The organism is Bacillus cereus group sp. N24, assembly GCF_016483345.1.
GTDB classification, from domain to species: domain Bacteria; phylum Bacillota; class Bacilli; order Bacillales; family Bacillaceae_G; genus Bacillus_A; species Bacillus_A toyonensis.
On sequence record NZ_JAEHCA010000013.1, the window covers coordinates 74,678 to 89,018 of the forward strand.

The following is a 14,341-nucleotide window of genomic DNA, read 5'->3' on the forward strand; positions in this document are numbered from 1 at the left end:
GCAAAGCTTTTTTCTTACTTTTTAATTTTTACAAGTTGTGATGTTTCTACACCATTTTTGCCAGGGAATTCTTTACTCGGGTCCTTATCAAATTTTAATACACCCACCGATTTTTCTTCACCTTTTACATTGTTGTAAGTTGCATCATCAACAATCGCGAACATATCTGCATATGCACGGCCACTTCCGATAATTGTGTTGCCTTCATATTTTAATTTCGCGCCATCGATTTTAGCATTTTCAACTTTGTTTTTTGCGAATAATACACCTTGTTCTGTTGTTACAGCTGGTAATTTATCCAGTGGTTTCGTGTCGTCTTTTGCATCCACTTTGCTAAGTAACTCTTTCTTCACTAGTTCTTCACCAGTTTTTTTATCCATTACAAGAACTTTTTTATCTTCTAACGTTGTAAGTTTCATTTTATAGAAGTCTTTTTCTTTCACTTCTTTTTTGTTTTTATCTGCAATTTGTGTTACTTGCTCTTCTGATCCGTACAATACAAAGCCGTTTGCCTTTTCTCCTAATAAAGAACAACCTGATAATGCTCCGAATGAAATTGCTGCTGCTAATCCGATTCCTACTAATTTTTTCATGATGATTTCTCCTTGTCATATGCTTTATAGTAAATACAGTTTTTGTATTAGTTCTTACAGTTTGAGAAGCTTGTTTGTTGCTTCTGGTATTAGTGTATAAGAAATATCGGAATGTAACTATCGAGTTAGCTTACAGTAACATTACAATAATGTAATTTAGTGAAAGTAAATAAAAATAAGTCAATTTTTGAGGGTTTTAATTATAATATATTGGTAATATAATATATTAGGAATACAATGTTATATCTGGAATGTCATATTATATTGGTTATATTTTGGAAATAACATGTAAGGACATATTAGTTTTGTTATAATAAACACATAGGCTGTAAAAATGAATATTCTTTACTGTAAAGGGAGATTTTTAAGTTTTCCAAGTAGTGAATTTGAAATATGTGGTATATCATAGGAGGAATTTGGATGTCTGTATTTAAACGATTACGAGATTTAACAATGTCAAATGTGTATTCATTAATTGAAAAAGCGGAAGATCCAGTTAAGATGACGGATCAATATTTACGCGATATGCAAGCGGATGTACAAGAAGCTGAGAAAAGTGTAGCAGCTCAAATCGCGCTTGAGAAAAAGTTTAAATTATTATTTGAAGAACAAGAAGCACTTGTGAAAAAGCGTGAAGATCAAGCTCATATGGCTGTTCAAGCTAGTAACTTAGATCTTGCGCGCCGTGCACTAGAAGAAAAACAAAATGCAGAGCAAAAAATGAATGAGTATAAAGCAAGCTATGAGCAAAATAAAGCAGCTGCTGATAATCTTCGTGCGAAGTTAGAAGAAATGCGTAAGCAATTAACAGAGCTGAAAAATAAACGTGAAACACTTGTAGCACGTGTAAATGCAGCGAAAGCACAAAAGAATATTAATCAGGCGATGTCTGGGTTTGATTCAAATTCAGCAAAAGCTGGTTTAAGCCGTATGGAAGAGAAAGCTCTTCAATTAGAAGCTGAAGCAGAAGCAAGCGGTGAAGTTTACAAAAAAGAAAAGTCATTAGATGATGAATTCGCAAGCTTAAACAAAAATTCTGCTGTTGACGATGAATTAGCTCGTATTATGAAGCAGTATGAGAAATAATATAGAATAGAGACAAATGAACCGACATGTCTAAACAAATTCATGTCGGTTTTCTATTACCCCGCTATTTGACGGTAGGAAGACTCCCGCCTCAACATTTCGTGAAAGCAGAGAGGTTGGTAGGAGCCAATAATCAGTAGGGGATGGAAAATGCCCCACTGATTAAAGTTTCACTTTATATTTAGAGGAGGTTTTGCAATGACATGGATGAATGTAGTAGCCATGCTCGTATGGACTGGAGCGAGTGCAGTACTTTTATTTGCAATTATGTGGGTTGATTCGATTTTTACAAAATACAATGATTTAAAAGAAATAAAAAATGGGAATACAGCTGTAACAACTCGTTTTGTCATGAAATTATTCGCACAAGGTTACATTTTATCTCAATCAATAACGAAAGCAAATGACTTATGGCAAGCACTACTTGCTTCAGCAGTTTCTTTCGTTATTTTATTAGTGGTAGAAATGTTTATTGAATTTGTGCTAAAGAAAATGTCTGGTTTAGATTTAGAAGAAGGTACGAAAGAAGGCAGTGTTGCGCATGCGATGTTAGCTGGATCATTACATATTGTTGGTGCACTTATTTTAGGGGCTTGTTTATAAAGAGAAAAGGAGGGGTAGATTGTGAGCTTATTTAAACGAATTAAAAATATAATGAAAAGTCCAGAGCCGCCGAAGCCGGAAAAGAGTCTTTTAACGTTAGCTCCTGGCGATATGATTGAAGTTTCATTAGTTATGTACGAATTAACTGGAAAAACGAGCATGCATTCTCGTAAGGAAATTGTTTTAACACTGCAAGATGGGAAAGATATTCGTTATTTGAAAATTGAAGATCGTGAAAATACGTATTATAAATTATATACACCAATTGATGGTCGTTTAGATTCAATTGATGAAGTTCCGACGACAATTGAAATGGATGATACTGAGTACCATATGGAAGAGCAATATAACGGACGTGTTGTTGTAATGGGAAAAACACCATTCTCTGCTTCAGAAGAACAGTACGTATGGGAATTTCAATCTGATAACCGAAAATTATTACGTATTGAATGGCAAAATGGTCGCACAATGATGTATGAGGGAGAAGCTATCATTCCTGCTGATGTACAAATTATAAGAGCAACGTAAGGGGGCGTAATCATGTCAAACCGATTGTTTACCATGATTAAATCGTTCGTGATCCCTATACTTGCTATCGTTATTTTACTTGTTGTTGCCGGTTATGCCTTATCAGGCTGTCAAGGCGGGCAGACGAAGTCGATTCAAGACCGTTATCCACTCGAGTCTGTTGCAAAGGAAGGTAAACAAGAATCTTACGTGTATAGGGCCGCCAATCGGTCTGTTCCTGAAGTAGCAAAGGAACTCATTAATGAAAGAGAACCGAAGCAAGCATCTAAAGAAGACGAAAATCAAATGTTCCTCGTTTATTCTGATAAGATTTATAATCTGCAAAAGGATAAAGAGAAACCGTCTGATACGTTAATTGAAATAAGTAATAAAGAGTTTGTCCGTCAAAATTACCAACCATCCTTCTTGCAAGGGTATATTATGGGGAGTATATTAAACGATATATTCGGTTCAAAAAAATCATCATCTGGTGATTATCGAGGATACAATGACAGACAAAATCATAAACCAGTTATTCCGGAAAGGCCACCTACGAAAGAAGAAAAGAAAACCCCGCCTCCAATTACGAAGGAAGGGAAAGGATCTATCATTAAGCGAGGCGATAATGTAGATTCGAAGTCATCAGTAGGTGATAAGGGAAGTATTACTGAAAAAGGAAATAATACGACGCCTCCACCTTCTACCGGAAGCAAAGGGAAAATTACAAAAACACCAGGTGGTTCAAGCGGATCAGATGTGAAGCCGAAATCATCTATTAAAACCCCGCCAAGGAATACATCTCCTCCGAAAACGAGGGTCGGTGGTTCTGGGAAAATTACGAAGAGAAGATAGTATAGAGACCGAAAAGTGTAAATTGCTTTTTGGTCTTTTTTATGTCGTGGAAATTAATTCCTTATAGCTGGTACAATGAAGTTATAAGGAGGAGATTATTATGACTATGTATAAAAGATTTAGTGTAATTATGTTCCTCGTATTATTCTTAAGTTTGTTTATTAGCACAACGATGAAATTTCACTTTGTAGTAGGTATTCTATGGATACTATGTACATGTACTCTTTTTCTATATGTTCCGCTTCGTTTTCAACAAGAAGTGCCGGTTTTTCAAAAGTATGTAGAGTGGATTAAACGAGGGAGCCGGTGGGGCGAGTAAAAATATATCAGCGCTTATTGGAATATATCGACCGCAACTCCAAATATATCAGCGCTTATTGGAATATATCGACCGCAACTCCAAATATATCAGCGCTTATTGGAATATATCGACCACAACTCCAAATATATCAGCGATTATTGAAATATATCGACTTACCGACAAAAACTGACAACGATAGCAACTTAATAATAAAACGAGGCTGTGCCAAAATGTTGGCACAGCCTCGTTTTTTCATAACGATTAATGAATATCACGTTTCTTGAAATTACCGCCTTTTACTTCTGCTACGTCATAAACTGTAATAAAGGCATTTGGATCGATTTCATTAATAAGATCTTTCATTTTACTTTCTTCTAAACGGTTAATTACACAAGAAATTTCTTTGAATTTCTCTCTTGAATAACCACCGTATACTTCGTTATACGTTGCGCTTCGGCCTAAACGATCGCGAATTGTTTCTACCATTAATTCAGGCTCTTTTGTGATAATTTTAAATGTTTTCGAACCACTTAAACCAACTTCAACGATATGAATCACTTTCGAAGCAATAAAGTAAGCAATTGCCGAAAGAATAGCTCCTTGAAGACCGAATACTGTTGATACGAAAATAAACACGAACATGTTTAAGAATAAAATAAGGTCACTCGTTCCAAAAGGTAACTTGCGAGAAAGTAATACAGCTAGCATATCGATTCCATCTAATGCTCCGCCGTTACGTAATGCTAGTCCCATACCAAAACCGATAATAATACCACCAACAACTGTAACTAATAATGTATCGCCTTCAATAATAGTTGGTATTCCGTGCATGACAACGGTACCTATTGCTAATGAAGCAATCCCGATAATGGAATAAATTGCAAAACTTTTACCGATTTGCTTATATCCTAACCAAACGAAAGGAATGTTAATAACTGCGATTAGAGCCCCTAATGGCAATCCAAATAATCTTGAACTAACGATACTTAAACCAGTTACACCACCGTCGGATACGTTATTTGGAATTAAGACAGCCTCTAATCCGTACGCTGTAATAAATGCCCCAATAATAATCATCAAAGCTTTTGAAGCGATTTTTAGCTTATTGGGCTTGTTTTTGATAGTTTTCTCCATATAATTTCCTCGTTTCAAACTAGTTTCTTGTTTGTTACATCATTCACACCTAAATTTCATTTTAACATTTAATTTGAAAAAATTCTCCTTTAATGGATGTATGCAGGGAATATTATCGCCATATTATCTTTAAAATATTTTTGAAATGAGTATAAGAAATCCCATCCTTTCAAAGGATGGGATGCTATTAAGAAAATATAAAACTAAGTACTGACACGAATAAAGCGAATCCTAAAATAGCCCCGCAAAACTTCATATGACGTTTACGTCCCATTACGACAATCGCAACGTATTCACGAATCATTGCATTAGGCCAGTAATAAAATGCAGTTTTTGATCCAATTCCTTGGCTATTCAGGCCAGCTTGTCTTGCATATATACCAGCGCGGAAAAGGTGGAAATTATTCGTTGTAAAAATACTTCTATACTTACCTTCAGGTTTTAAAGAGTCCATAATTTCTTTAGAGAACGACATATTTTGATATGTGTTTACAGAGCGATTTTCTTGCACTGTATGTTTAAGAGGAATTCCTTTTTCGACCGCATAATTTTGCATCGCTTCTGCTTCAGGAAGCCCTTCATCTGGACCTTGTCCACCAGAGAAAATAATTGTTGGTGGTGTATTCACAGCTGCTTGTTTCCAATAAAAGTCGATAGCTTTATTAATGCGGCTTGCAAGTAAAGGTGGTACTTTATCATTAATTAAGCCACTACCGAGAACGATGATGAAATCTTGATTACGTCTAGGTCTGTTGAATTGGTATAGAAAATAAGCACTTAAAAAGTTAGATAAGTGTATAAAGAAATATACGCTTATAAGAGAAATACCTGCAAAAATAGGCTCTAAATGTGATGAGACCAAACTTGCTGGATTTATAATAGGGAGTAACATAAAGAATAACATCCCTAAAGCAGCAAGGAGCGTTAAACAGTTAGTGAACCGTCTTCCTTCTCGCTTCATTAAAATTCTTGCATTAAGAAATAATCCAAACATTAAAGCGATAATACCGAAAGGAAGCATAATGAGGAGTGCTAAAAAAGGTAAAAATATAATGTAACGCAAGACAGCACTATCTGAGTTCAAAGATACGATTACGCAAAAAAGAAGGAAAAAACAGATAAAGGCATTAAATAAAAAGCCGTTTATGATTTTTCGCGGATCTTTTAAATAAGAGATAAGAAAAATAATAAACAATATAAGAGGAATAATTCCAAAATACAGCATAAATATAGTACACCTCAACTTGTATAAGAATTTGACATATCTTTTATATTACATGATTTCATAAGTGAAAATGAAAGAAAAAGGATTTTGAATTTTCTCAATAAGTTATATAGATACATATGTTAAAATGTATGTAAGGCGATATATTAAAAGTAAAGTGGTTGAAAAGGCACTCGGTAGAGTGTCTTTTCTTTTTTGTATGTAATTGTGCATATTATATTTATTTTCAAATGAAGAGGATTAAAATATAAGTTGTAGACAGACTTTATAAAGCAGAATTTTGTACAAGCATTTCCCTCTACTTTTTTGTATCTAACAATCGTATAACAATAAATAATTCTGTTTTATAGTGTCTGTTTATGAAAAGTGTCTTCTTTGAGGGCACTTTTTGTTGTTTAGTGGAGATGAGTTTTTACTGTTAACATAGTGGAAACTATCTATACTAAACATTAGCAATCTTCCGTATAAACATTATCAATTTACTATATATTCCAGTGGTGTTAAGTTAAATATGAAAGGCTTTCTTTTTCAAAATATTACCCCTAATAAAATTTTGAAGAAGTCAACTGTCTCCAAACTTGCCATTCATGCTTAGAGAAAAAGCACTCATTTTGAGTGCTTTTTCTTATTGAAACATGCTATTTTTATAGGCGATTTTCATAAAATGAAAGTAAGGAAATGAAAGTAGGTGACAATATGCCGGCAGTTGTTGAAGGTGTTATTATTGAAAACTGCAATGGAACGATTAATTTAGGGGATAAATATAACGTGCAACCGATTGAAAAGACGAAAGCTTATAATGGATCGGGATCATCGAACACTGGATTAAATGTGAGAACATTTAGCGGGATTAGTACAGCAGATGTAAGGGATAATGATGTAAATGACCAAGAGATACAATTTACCTTATAGTGCAATATGTAAAATTGCATAAAATGATGAATTTGCCCTATGATACAATTTAGTTGTGAGCTGTTTGTGATTCTTCTGTATCATAGTTGTTAGATTGAAAGTATAACATCTTATCCTGCTATTTGCGGGCAGTAAGACTCCCACCTCAATTTAGGTGGGGGATCGAATGTCCGGAAATGTCCGATTGGTGTGGGCTAATAATCAGTGGGGGTGAACAAAACCCCCACTGATTATAGTTTCACTTTATCGAAAATCATACGGAAAAAAGACACTTCAAACGAAGTGTCTTTTTTATCTTAGTGATATCCTTTAGCAGAGTCTTTGTGGATTTTATTTTTAAAAATACTGTAGCTCCAAAGTTGATAGCCAATAACAATTGGTACCATAACTATTGCAACGAAGAACATAATTTTTAAGTTTAATTGGCTACCAGCTGCGTTGTATAACGTTGTACTATAGGCGTCGTTAATGCGAGAAGGTAACATTCTTGGGAACATACCTGCAAAGCCAGTTGTCATAAACATTGCGATTGTTAAGCAAACAAATGTAAAGGCGAGGCCGATTTTATGTTTGTACACCATAATAAGTGCGAGTACACTCATTAACATTGCAAGTACTGGAAGAATAAATAGTACCGGATATTCCGTAAAGTTTTGGAATAAGTTTGTGCGATTTGCAGTTGCTACATAGAAGATAGCTAAAATGATAGCAGCTGCCATTGAAAATGGTCTTGCGATTTTATAAGCACGATCGGATACTTCACCAGTCGTTTTAATCATAACCCAAAGAGCGCCAGATACGACGAATATAGCAGTGAAGAACAGACCACCTAAAATACCGTAATGGTTTAGTAAGCTAAGTAAATTTCCTTCATAGCCATTTTTTCCGATTTGTAGTCCGTAATATAGGTTAGCGAATGTAACACCGAATAAAAAAGCGATTAGGAAACTACCAATTGTAAATGCCCATTTACAAGTTTTTTGCCAAATTGGTGAATCATCTTTATGCATAAATTCAAGTCCAGCAGCACGAGCAAATAGTGCAAGTAATACTAAAAATAGTGGTGTGTATAGGTAACTAAACATATTTGCATATGTGATTGGGAAGGCAGCAAATGTTGCGCCACCAGCTGTAATTAACCATACTTCATTACCACCCCAAAATGGACCAATTGCTTCTTGTAATTGATTTCGTTCTTGTCGGTCTTTCGCAACGAATGGGAAAATCATTCCGTTACCGAGTGCGTAGCCATCAAGAATGAAGTAAACTGTCCAAATTACGCCCCATAAACCGAACCAGATGATTGCAAGCATATCATGAGACATGAGCTGTACCTCCTTCAGTAGCAGGCTCTTCTAATGCAGCTGGTCCTTTTTTTGCGAACTTCAGCATTAAGTATACATCTGCAATTAAAAGTAAGGTGTAGAACAATATTAAACTAATTAATGAGAACCAAATTTGTGGAACTGATATAGGTGATACAGATTCTGCTGTACGCATTAGTTTATAAACTGTCCATGGTTGACGACCTACTTCAGCGACAATCCAGCCAGCGTTAATCGCAATGTACGGAAGTAAGACAGACCACATTGTAATTTTTAAATAACGTTTTGAGTTTTCTAGTTTTCCTTTTCGGTTTAAATAGAAACCGAACCAAGTTAATGCCATAAAGAACATGCCAAGTGCGACCATTAAGCGGAAGCTATAGTACACGAGGTTAACGTTTGGACGATCTTCTTTCGGAATATCTTTTAAACCAACAATTTCTCCATCAAATGAGTTTGTATAGAAGAAACTTCCGAGTTTTGGAATTGTAAGTAGTTCAAAGTTCTTTTCATTTTTCACATCAGGAATTTGAATGATTGAGAAACCTTGTCCTTTTCCAGTTTCCCAAACTGCTTCCATCGCAGCGCCTTTAGCAGGTTGATATTTAGCTGCCGATACACCAGATTGATGTCCCATAAACGGTGTAATAGTTGCGGCGAATAAGCCTAACATTAAACCAAACTTAAATGATTTTTTGAAGAATTCCACTTCATTTTTACGTAGCAAGTGATAGGCACTAATGGCCATAACGAAGAAAGCACCAACGATATAACAACTAATTACAGTATGGAAGAACATGTTCCAAGCATATGGATTTGTAACAAGTGCCCAGAAATCATTTAATTCAGCGCGGCCGTTACGTACTACATAGCCAACAGGATTTTGCATAAAGCCGTTTGCTGTAATAATCCAAAGTGCGGAAATATTTGTTCCAAGTGCAACCATCCACATACAGAAGGCACGGAACTTTGGTGAAATTTTGTCTTTACCGAATAACCATATTCCCATGAACGTAGATTCTAAGAAGAAGGCAACGAGTGCTTCGATTGCGAGAGGGGATCCGAAAATATCTCCCATATATTTGGAGTACTCAGACCAGTTTGTTCCAAATTGGAATTCCATCGTAATCCCGGTTATAATCCCCATTACGAAGTTAATTGTAAATAATTTACCCCAGAAATTTGCCATTTTGCGGTATGTTGGATTCAATGTGTGGGCGTATTGAGTTTCCATACATGCTACTAAAATAACAAGTCCGATTGTTAAAGGTACAAATAAAAAGTGATAAAAAATAGTAATTGCAAATTGAAAACGACTTAGTAACAGAACGTCGGACATAATAAATATTCACTCCTTTTTTACATTATCTACAATCAGTTTATAGTGAAAATACGTTTAAAGTATGTGAGACTTGTTACAAAGGTGTGTGTATATTTTGAAAGAATTATGTCGGTTATCTGAAAATATCTCATTTTTACTATAAAGCAATATCCTTTTTGAGTTTTTCAAATTTTGGTACACTACATATGTAATGTAAATGAGAGAAAAGAGGGTTCTGTACTATGAAGTCATTAGAAGAGATTTTACAATACAATGAAAAATTCGTTGAAGAGAAAAAATACGAAGAGTATGAAACAGGAAAATTTCCAAATAAAAAAATGGTAATTATCTCTTGTATGGATACTCGTCTTGTTGAATTATTACCGAAAGCGATGAATATGCGTAACGGTGATGTGAAAATTATTAAAGTAGCAGGCGCTGTTATTTCCCATCCATTCGGAAGTATTATGCGTAGTATTTTAGTTGCTGTATACGAACTTGGTGCCGATGAAGTTTGTGTAGTTGGTCATCATGATTGTGGTATGGCAAAAATTCAAGCAAGCAGTACAATTGAGAAGATGAAAGAGCGCGGTGTAACAGATGAGAAATTAGATACACTTCGTTATTCTGGAATCGATTTAGAAAGATTCCTACAAGGGTTCTCTAGTGTTGAAGAAAGTGTAGAACATAGTGTATCAATACTTCGCAATCATCCGTTACTTCCGGAAGAAGTACCTGTTCACGGTCTTGTTATAGATCCTGATACAGGAAAATTAGATTTAGTTGTGAATGGTTACGACAATTAAGAATTTACTTTGTCATCCTTTTTATCTGGGACAGGATCAAATCCTCCCGGGTGGAAAGGGTGACATTTTAATATACGCTTACAAGTAAGCCAAAAACCTTTCAATGCACCATGCTTTTGAAACGCCTCTAATCCGTAATGAGAACAAGTCGGATAAAAGCGGCACGTTGGCGGTGTCATCGGCGAAATAAATTTTTGATAAAAGCGTATAATTCCAATGAAAATCTGTTTCATAATGGTCTCCTTTTCAGCATATTCTTAAAGTATTATAGCACGACTGTACATAATACTTTACTAATGTGCATTTCCGTTATATCATATTGGATATAACGGAATTAAATTAAAAGCGGGAGAGATGTTGTATGCCATCAGTAGAAAGCTTTGAATTAGATCATACGATTGTAAAGGCACCTTATGTAAGACATTGCGGAGTTCATAACGTAGGTAGTGACGGTATTGTAAATAAATTCGATATTCGTTTTTGCCAACCGAATAAACAAGCAATGAAACCAGATGTTATTCATACGTTAGAGCATTTATTAGCATTTAATTTACGTAAATATATTGATCGTTATCCGCATTTTGATATTATCGATATTTCACCAATGGGCTGCCAAACAGGATATTATCTTGTTGTAAGCGGAACACCAACAGTTCGTGAAATCATTGATTTATTAGAACTAACATTAAAAGATGCGGTTCAAATTACAGAAATTCCAGCTGCAAACGAAACACAATGTGGCCAAGCGAAGCTTCACGATTTAGAAGGAGCACAACGCTTAATGAACTTCTGGTTAAGCCAAGATAAAGACGAACTTGAAAAAGTATTTGGATAAAGAAAAACTGCCTGTGAAAAGGCAGTTTTTTTATTTGTAAAAGAGAAAAGTACAGGTTTTATAGAAAAACAATGAGTTTCACTTATGAGCATTTTTAAGAAATGAAAGGCAGTAGGTGAATATATTAATGAGAGCTCCTGTTTGAAAAACAGGAGTTTTTTGTGTGAATGGAGTATTGACTTTAACGTATACGTCAAAGTTTATAGTGAAGATAAATAAGGCGTGAGGAGGAAACGATGGATAAGTATAGCATTGGTGAAATTTCAAAAGAAACGAATGTAACGACGAGAACACTTAGATATTATGAGGAAATTGGATTATTAAAACCGTCGTACGTTGCTGAGTCAGGATATCGTTACTATTCAAAAGATGATGTAATTACATTGCAACAAATAACAACGTTTAAAAAGCTTGGTTTTAAGCTTTCGGAAATAAAAAAAGTGTTAAAAGAGGAAAAGGGGAATTCAGAAGAAAGATGGAAAAGTGCAATTCAAAATGAAATTCAAACAATACAAGCGGAAGTAAAAAGATTACAGGACTTAGAAAAACTATTATATACAGCATTTCATTCCATTGAATTAACTGGAGAGCTTAAAACAGAAGATTTAATGTTATTCATAAAATCAGTACAGGGAATTGAGCAGAGAGAAAATTTCCGACAAAAATATTTTACGGAGGAAGAACAGAAGGTTATAGAGGATTTACCAACACTTGAAGAAAACGATGAAAGAACAAAAGAATGGTTACAAGTATTAAGAGAAATTCGTCAGCGTATAAATGAACCAGTAGATTCACCGGAAATTCAAAAATTAGCGGAAAGGGTAGTGGCCTTTTCAATGCACGTATTTCATGAAGATGAACAATTAATAAATAAGTATTGGGATTTAATTAAACCTGAAGAGGGAGAGATTGCAAGAGTATACGGACTTGATTTAGAAACGATGAATTATTTAGAAAAGATGATGGATTGTTATTTAAAAAAGGAGGAGGGTAAATGACGGGCACGGGAAAAGAGAAGCTATATGGAATTAAGCATGCGCGGATGGAGAGGCAATATTTTTATAAGCATCTGGGGATTTTCATTTTTGCACAGCTTCTATTTATTTTTATAGTAGGGCTTGTACCAGCTCAAGAGTTGCCAAGCGGTTCCTATTTCCTTCATATGAAAGAGTGGATTTTAAATAAACAAATTGGATTTTATAAAAATGAAACGATTAATACGATTACAAGTGTCTGGACATCAGTGCTTATTATTCATTTTATATGGGCGATGTCTTACATTCTTTTTCCGAAAAAGAAGCGTAATTCTTCGAAACAAGAAACAAGAGAAGAGATAAAAGAAGAAGTGAAAAAGAAAAAGGAGATTAGCATAAATAGGGTGTGGATGTATTTAGTATTTGGGGGCTTAATTGAAATATATTGGGCGACAGGATTAAAAACAAATTCAATGAGTATTTTGACACTCATTGCAATTTTAGTGAGCTTTCAACTACTAATTGAAGCAACTAAAAAAATTCCAATTGGTACGGCATATGCAGTATTTACTGGAATTGGTACAGTTGGAACGATATTGGTAGATATTTTATATTTCAAAGAACCATTTTCGCTCATCAAAATTTTCCTCGTTTGCTTATTGGCACTATTTATTATCGGATTGAAATTTAGTGGGAATAAGGAAGAGGTGAAATAAAGTGGCATGGATCTATTTAATTATAGCTGGGCTCTTTGAAATTGTCGGTGTAATTGGGATAAAGAAAGTAGCAAAAAATAATAGTTGGACGAATAATATTATTTTAATAGGTGGTTTTATTATTAGTTTTCAATTTTTAACGATGGCGCTTCAAGAAATTCAGTTATCGATCGCATATGCAGTTTGGACTGGAATCGGAACGCTCGGGGCAGCAGTTGTCGGTATTTTATTTTTTCAAGAACCTAAAAACGCTTTTCGGATTATTTGTATCGTTGGGATTATGGGGACGATTATTGGATTGAAAGTAGTGAGTTAAAGAAGAGCACACAAGCTCTTCTTTTTTATGGAAGTATGTCAGAAATCCCAACGAAGAAAGTGATTATCCCAACTATAAAACAAAAGATAGCTTTCGGTTTTTGCTTTTGTTGTATTTCAGCAACTCCCGAAAGAATAAATGTGATGCTTAAAAGGATAAATACATAAGAGGAAAGAATAGAAATTTGTGCAAAAAGACTAAAAAAAGCAAGAATAAAAGCAATAGCAGATAGTAAGATTCGAAGGTTTGTTAGCATAGTATCCTCCAATTTATTAACTGTTTAAAAAATCCAAATTAGTGAGAGATAATGGTCAGTAGGTGATTGGAAATTACATGTTATCTTTAGTGAAAGTAATTCGATATTACAATGAAGAGCATAAGACTAGAAACGAAAAAATGCGAGATGCCCATTGATTTTCTTCCGGATTTCAGTTCATTAATTCCTAGAAGAATAAAGAAACAACTGAGAGCAAATTGCATGTATGGGAGAAGTGTGAAGTTGTCGGTAGCAAGAGAATAAGTGCAAAGAGAGAATGTGAGAAGCATGAAAAAATAGCGTAATCCAGTTAGCATTGTATACCTCCTTTAAAGAGACTATTTATCGAAATATTTCTGAGAAGCCAAGAAATAAAGCACCAGCTCCTGCTAACAGAGCAAGTATACTACCACCTTTTTGCTGTTTTAAGATTTCCTCTATACTAATAACGAAAGCCATCATCCCTAAAAAGATGAACATATAAGGCATAATTTCTCTATTACTAGTAAAGAAACTATAGATTGCTATACATAAAGCAATAAGTGAAAAAGTAATTCGCAATCCTTTTAGCATACATGT

19 protein-coding genes are annotated in these 14,341 nt (G+C 34.6%); 11 read left to right on the top strand and 8 right to left on the bottom strand.

What is annotated here, in order from left to right:
• Positions 1–14 precede the first annotated feature (14 nt).
• Positions 15–593 (bottom strand): lipoprotein BA_5634 family protein, encoded by a 579-nt coding sequence (locus tag JDS95_RS18655; RefSeq protein ID WP_000737474.1) that lies wholly within the window; start codon positions 591–593, stop codon positions 15–17.
• 420 nt (positions 594–1,013) lie between these two features.
• On the opposite strand from JDS95_RS18655, the gene JDS95_RS18660 reads away from it, so the two are divergent.
• The 5 genes from JDS95_RS18660 (at position 1,014) to JDS95_RS18680 (ending at position 3,960) form a co-directional block, all read left to right on the top strand.
• Entirely contained in the window at positions 1,014–1,679 is a 666-nt protein-coding gene (locus JDS95_RS18660) for a PspA/IM30 family protein (RefSeq protein WP_000110292.1), read from the top strand.
• Positions 1,680–1,877: 198 nt separating this feature from the next.
• Positions 1,878–2,282, top strand: coding sequence for a DUF350 domain-containing protein (locus JDS95_RS18665; RefSeq protein ID WP_000220091.1), 405 nt, complete (start codon positions 1,878–1,880; stop codon positions 2,280–2,282).
• A 21-nt stretch (positions 2,283–2,303) separates the two neighbouring features.
• On the top strand, positions 2,304–2,810 hold the full coding sequence (locus JDS95_RS18670; RefSeq protein ID WP_000051753.1) for a DUF4178 domain-containing protein: 507 nt from the start codon (positions 2,304–2,306) through the stop codon (positions 2,808–2,810).
• A gap of 12 nt (positions 2,811–2,822) precedes the next feature.
• Positions 2,823–3,641, top strand: coding sequence for a DUF4247 domain-containing protein (locus tag JDS95_RS18675; RefSeq protein ID WP_000071184.1), 819 nt, complete (start codon positions 2,823–2,825; stop codon positions 3,639–3,641).
• A gap of 100 nt (positions 3,642–3,741) precedes the next feature.
• Positions 3,742–3,960, top strand: a complete 219-nt coding sequence (locus JDS95_RS18680) for a hypothetical protein (protein ID WP_000180099.1) — start codon at positions 3,742–3,744, stop codon at positions 3,958–3,960.
• A gap of 243 nt (positions 3,961–4,203) precedes the next feature.
• Here JDS95_RS18680 and JDS95_RS18685 read toward each other — a convergent pair whose 3' ends face one another.
• Entirely contained in the window at positions 4,204–5,076 is an 873-nt protein-coding gene (locus JDS95_RS18685; RefSeq protein ID WP_000415908.1) for a YitT family protein, read from the bottom strand.
• Between the two features lie 187 nt (positions 5,077–5,263).
• The gene (locus JDS95_RS18690; RefSeq protein ID WP_000965211.1) at positions 5,264–6,301 is read right to left on the bottom strand and encodes a YdcF family protein; all 1,038 of its coding nucleotides are present in this window, start codon (positions 6,299–6,301) and stop codon (positions 5,264–5,266) included.
• A 678-nt stretch (positions 6,302–6,979) separates the two neighbouring features.
• On the opposite strand from JDS95_RS18690, the gene JDS95_RS18695 reads away from it, so the two are divergent.
• Positions 6,980–7,213, top strand: coding sequence for a spore germination protein (locus JDS95_RS18695; protein WP_002039815.1), 234 nt, complete (start codon positions 6,980–6,982; stop codon positions 7,211–7,213).
• Positions 7,214–7,509: 296 nt separating this feature from the next.
• Here JDS95_RS18695 and cydB read toward each other — a convergent pair whose 3' ends face one another.
• Both cydB and cydA read right to left on the bottom strand, forming a co-directional pair.
• Positions 7,510–8,538: a cytochrome d ubiquinol oxidase subunit II gene (gene cydB, locus JDS95_RS18700; RefSeq protein WP_000017645.1), complete on the bottom strand. Its 1,029-nt coding sequence runs from the start codon at positions 8,536–8,538 to the stop codon at positions 7,510–7,512.
• Positions 8,528–9,877 carry a cytochrome ubiquinol oxidase subunit I gene (gene cydA, locus JDS95_RS18705; protein WP_199690713.1) on the bottom strand — a complete coding sequence of 450 codons (1,350 nt, stop codon included), beginning with the start codon at positions 9,875–9,877 and terminating at the stop codon, positions 8,528–8,530. The genes cydB and cydA overlap by 11 nt, the downstream gene beginning before the upstream one ends.
• A gap of 224 nt (positions 9,878–10,101) precedes the next feature.
• Here cydA and JDS95_RS18710 point away from each other — a divergent pair, with 224 nt between their 5' ends.
• Entirely contained in the window at positions 10,102–10,665 is a 564-nt protein-coding gene (locus JDS95_RS18710) for a beta-class carbonic anhydrase (protein ID WP_000838170.1), read from the top strand.
• Here the strand turns inward: JDS95_RS18710 and yidD are convergent.
• The gene (yidD, locus tag JDS95_RS18715; protein WP_000809334.1) at positions 10,662–10,898 is read right to left on the bottom strand and encodes a membrane protein insertion efficiency factor YidD; all 237 of its coding nucleotides are present in this window, start codon (positions 10,896–10,898) and stop codon (positions 10,662–10,664) included. The genes JDS95_RS18710 and yidD overlap by 4 nt on opposite strands.
• Before the next feature lie 128 nt (positions 10,899–11,026).
• Between yidD and luxS the strand changes: the two genes are divergently transcribed.
• The 4 genes from luxS (at position 11,027) to JDS95_RS18735 (ending at position 13,506) form a co-directional block, all read left to right on the top strand.
• Positions 11,027–11,500 (top strand): S-ribosylhomocysteine lyase LuxS, encoded by a 474-nt coding sequence (gene luxS / locus JDS95_RS18720; RefSeq protein ID WP_001141371.1) that lies wholly within the window; start codon positions 11,027–11,029, stop codon positions 11,498–11,500.
• 236 nt (positions 11,501–11,736) lie between these two features.
• Complete coding sequence (locus JDS95_RS18725) at positions 11,737–12,498, top strand: MerR family transcriptional regulator (protein WP_000362244.1); 762 nt, start codon at positions 11,737–11,739, stop codon at positions 12,496–12,498.
• Positions 12,495–13,190, top strand: coding sequence for a DMT family transporter (locus JDS95_RS18730; protein ID WP_000148148.1), 696 nt, complete (start codon positions 12,495–12,497; stop codon positions 13,188–13,190). The genes JDS95_RS18725 and JDS95_RS18730 overlap by 4 nt, the downstream gene beginning before the upstream one ends.
• Before the next feature lies 1 nt (position 13,191).
• Positions 13,192–13,506, top strand: a complete 315-nt coding sequence (locus JDS95_RS18735; RefSeq protein WP_000312334.1) for a DMT family transporter — start codon at positions 13,192–13,194, stop codon at positions 13,504–13,506.
• A 25-nt stretch (positions 13,507–13,531) separates the two neighbouring features.
• Here JDS95_RS18735 and JDS95_RS18740 read toward each other — a convergent pair whose 3' ends face one another.
• Positions 13,532–13,762 (bottom strand): DUF3953 domain-containing protein, encoded by a 231-nt coding sequence (locus JDS95_RS18740; protein ID WP_000957181.1) that lies wholly within the window; start codon positions 13,760–13,762, stop codon positions 13,532–13,534.
• Positions 13,763–14,104: 342 nt separating this feature from the next.
• Positions 14,105–14,335, bottom strand: coding sequence for a DUF3953 domain-containing protein (locus tag JDS95_RS18745; RefSeq protein WP_000911975.1), 231 nt, complete (start codon positions 14,333–14,335; stop codon positions 14,105–14,107).
• Positions 14,336–14,341 lie beyond the last annotated feature (6 nt).

Excerpts from the sequence above, each read along its gene's own strand:
- JDS95_RS18655 (WP_000737474.1), bottom strand. The coding sequence starts at position 593 with ATGAAAAAATTAGTAGGAATCGGATTAGCAGCAGCAATTTCATTCGGA.
- JDS95_RS18660 (WP_000110292.1), top strand. The coding sequence starts at position 1,014 with ATGTCTGTATTTAAACGATTACGAGATTTAACAATGTCAAATGTGTAT.
- JDS95_RS18665 (WP_000220091.1), top strand. The coding sequence starts at position 1,878 with ATGACATGGATGAATGTAGTAGCCATGCTCGTATGGACTGGAGCGAGT.
- JDS95_RS18675 (WP_000071184.1), top strand. The coding sequence starts at position 2,823 with ATGTCAAACCGATTGTTTACCATGATTAAATCGTTCGTGATCCCTATA.
- JDS95_RS18680 (WP_000180099.1), top strand. The coding sequence starts at position 3,742 with ATGACTATGTATAAAAGATTTAGTGTAATTATGTTCCTCGTATTATTC.
- JDS95_RS18685 (WP_000415908.1), bottom strand. The coding sequence starts at position 5,076 with ATGGAGAAAACTATCAAAAACAAGCCCAATAAGCTAAAAATCGCTTCA.
- JDS95_RS18690 (WP_000965211.1), bottom strand. The coding sequence starts at position 6,301 with ATGCTGTATTTTGGAATTATTCCTCTTATATTGTTTATTATTTTTCTT.
- JDS95_RS18695 (WP_002039815.1), top strand. The coding sequence starts at position 6,980 with ATGAAAGTAGGTGACAATATGCCGGCAGTTGTTGAAGGTGTTATTATT.
- cydB (WP_000017645.1), bottom strand. The coding sequence starts at position 8,538 with ATGTCTCATGATATGCTTGCAATCATCTGGTTCGGTTTATGGGGCGTA.
- cydA (WP_199690713.1), bottom strand. The coding sequence starts at position 9,877 with ATGTCCGACGTTCTGTTACTAAGTCGTTTTCAATTTGCAATTACTATT.
- JDS95_RS18710 (WP_000838170.1), top strand. The coding sequence starts at position 10,102 with ATGAAGTCATTAGAAGAGATTTTACAATACAATGAAAAATTCGTTGAA.
- yidD (WP_000809334.1), bottom strand. The coding sequence starts at position 10,898 with ATGAAACAGATTTTCATTGGAATTATACGCTTTTATCAAAAATTTATT.
- luxS (WP_001141371.1), top strand. The coding sequence starts at position 11,027 with ATGCCATCAGTAGAAAGCTTTGAATTAGATCATACGATTGTAAAGGCA.
- JDS95_RS18725 (WP_000362244.1), top strand. The coding sequence starts at position 11,737 with ATGGATAAGTATAGCATTGGTGAAATTTCAAAAGAAACGAATGTAACG.
- JDS95_RS18730 (WP_000148148.1), top strand. The coding sequence starts at position 12,495 with ATGACGGGCACGGGAAAAGAGAAGCTATATGGAATTAAGCATGCGCGG.
- JDS95_RS18740 (WP_000957181.1), bottom strand. The coding sequence starts at position 13,762 with ATGCTAACAAACCTTCGAATCTTACTATCTGCTATTGCTTTTATTCTT.
- JDS95_RS18745 (WP_000911975.1), bottom strand. The coding sequence starts at position 14,335 with ATGCTAAAAGGATTGCGAATTACTTTTTCACTTATTGCTTTATGTATA.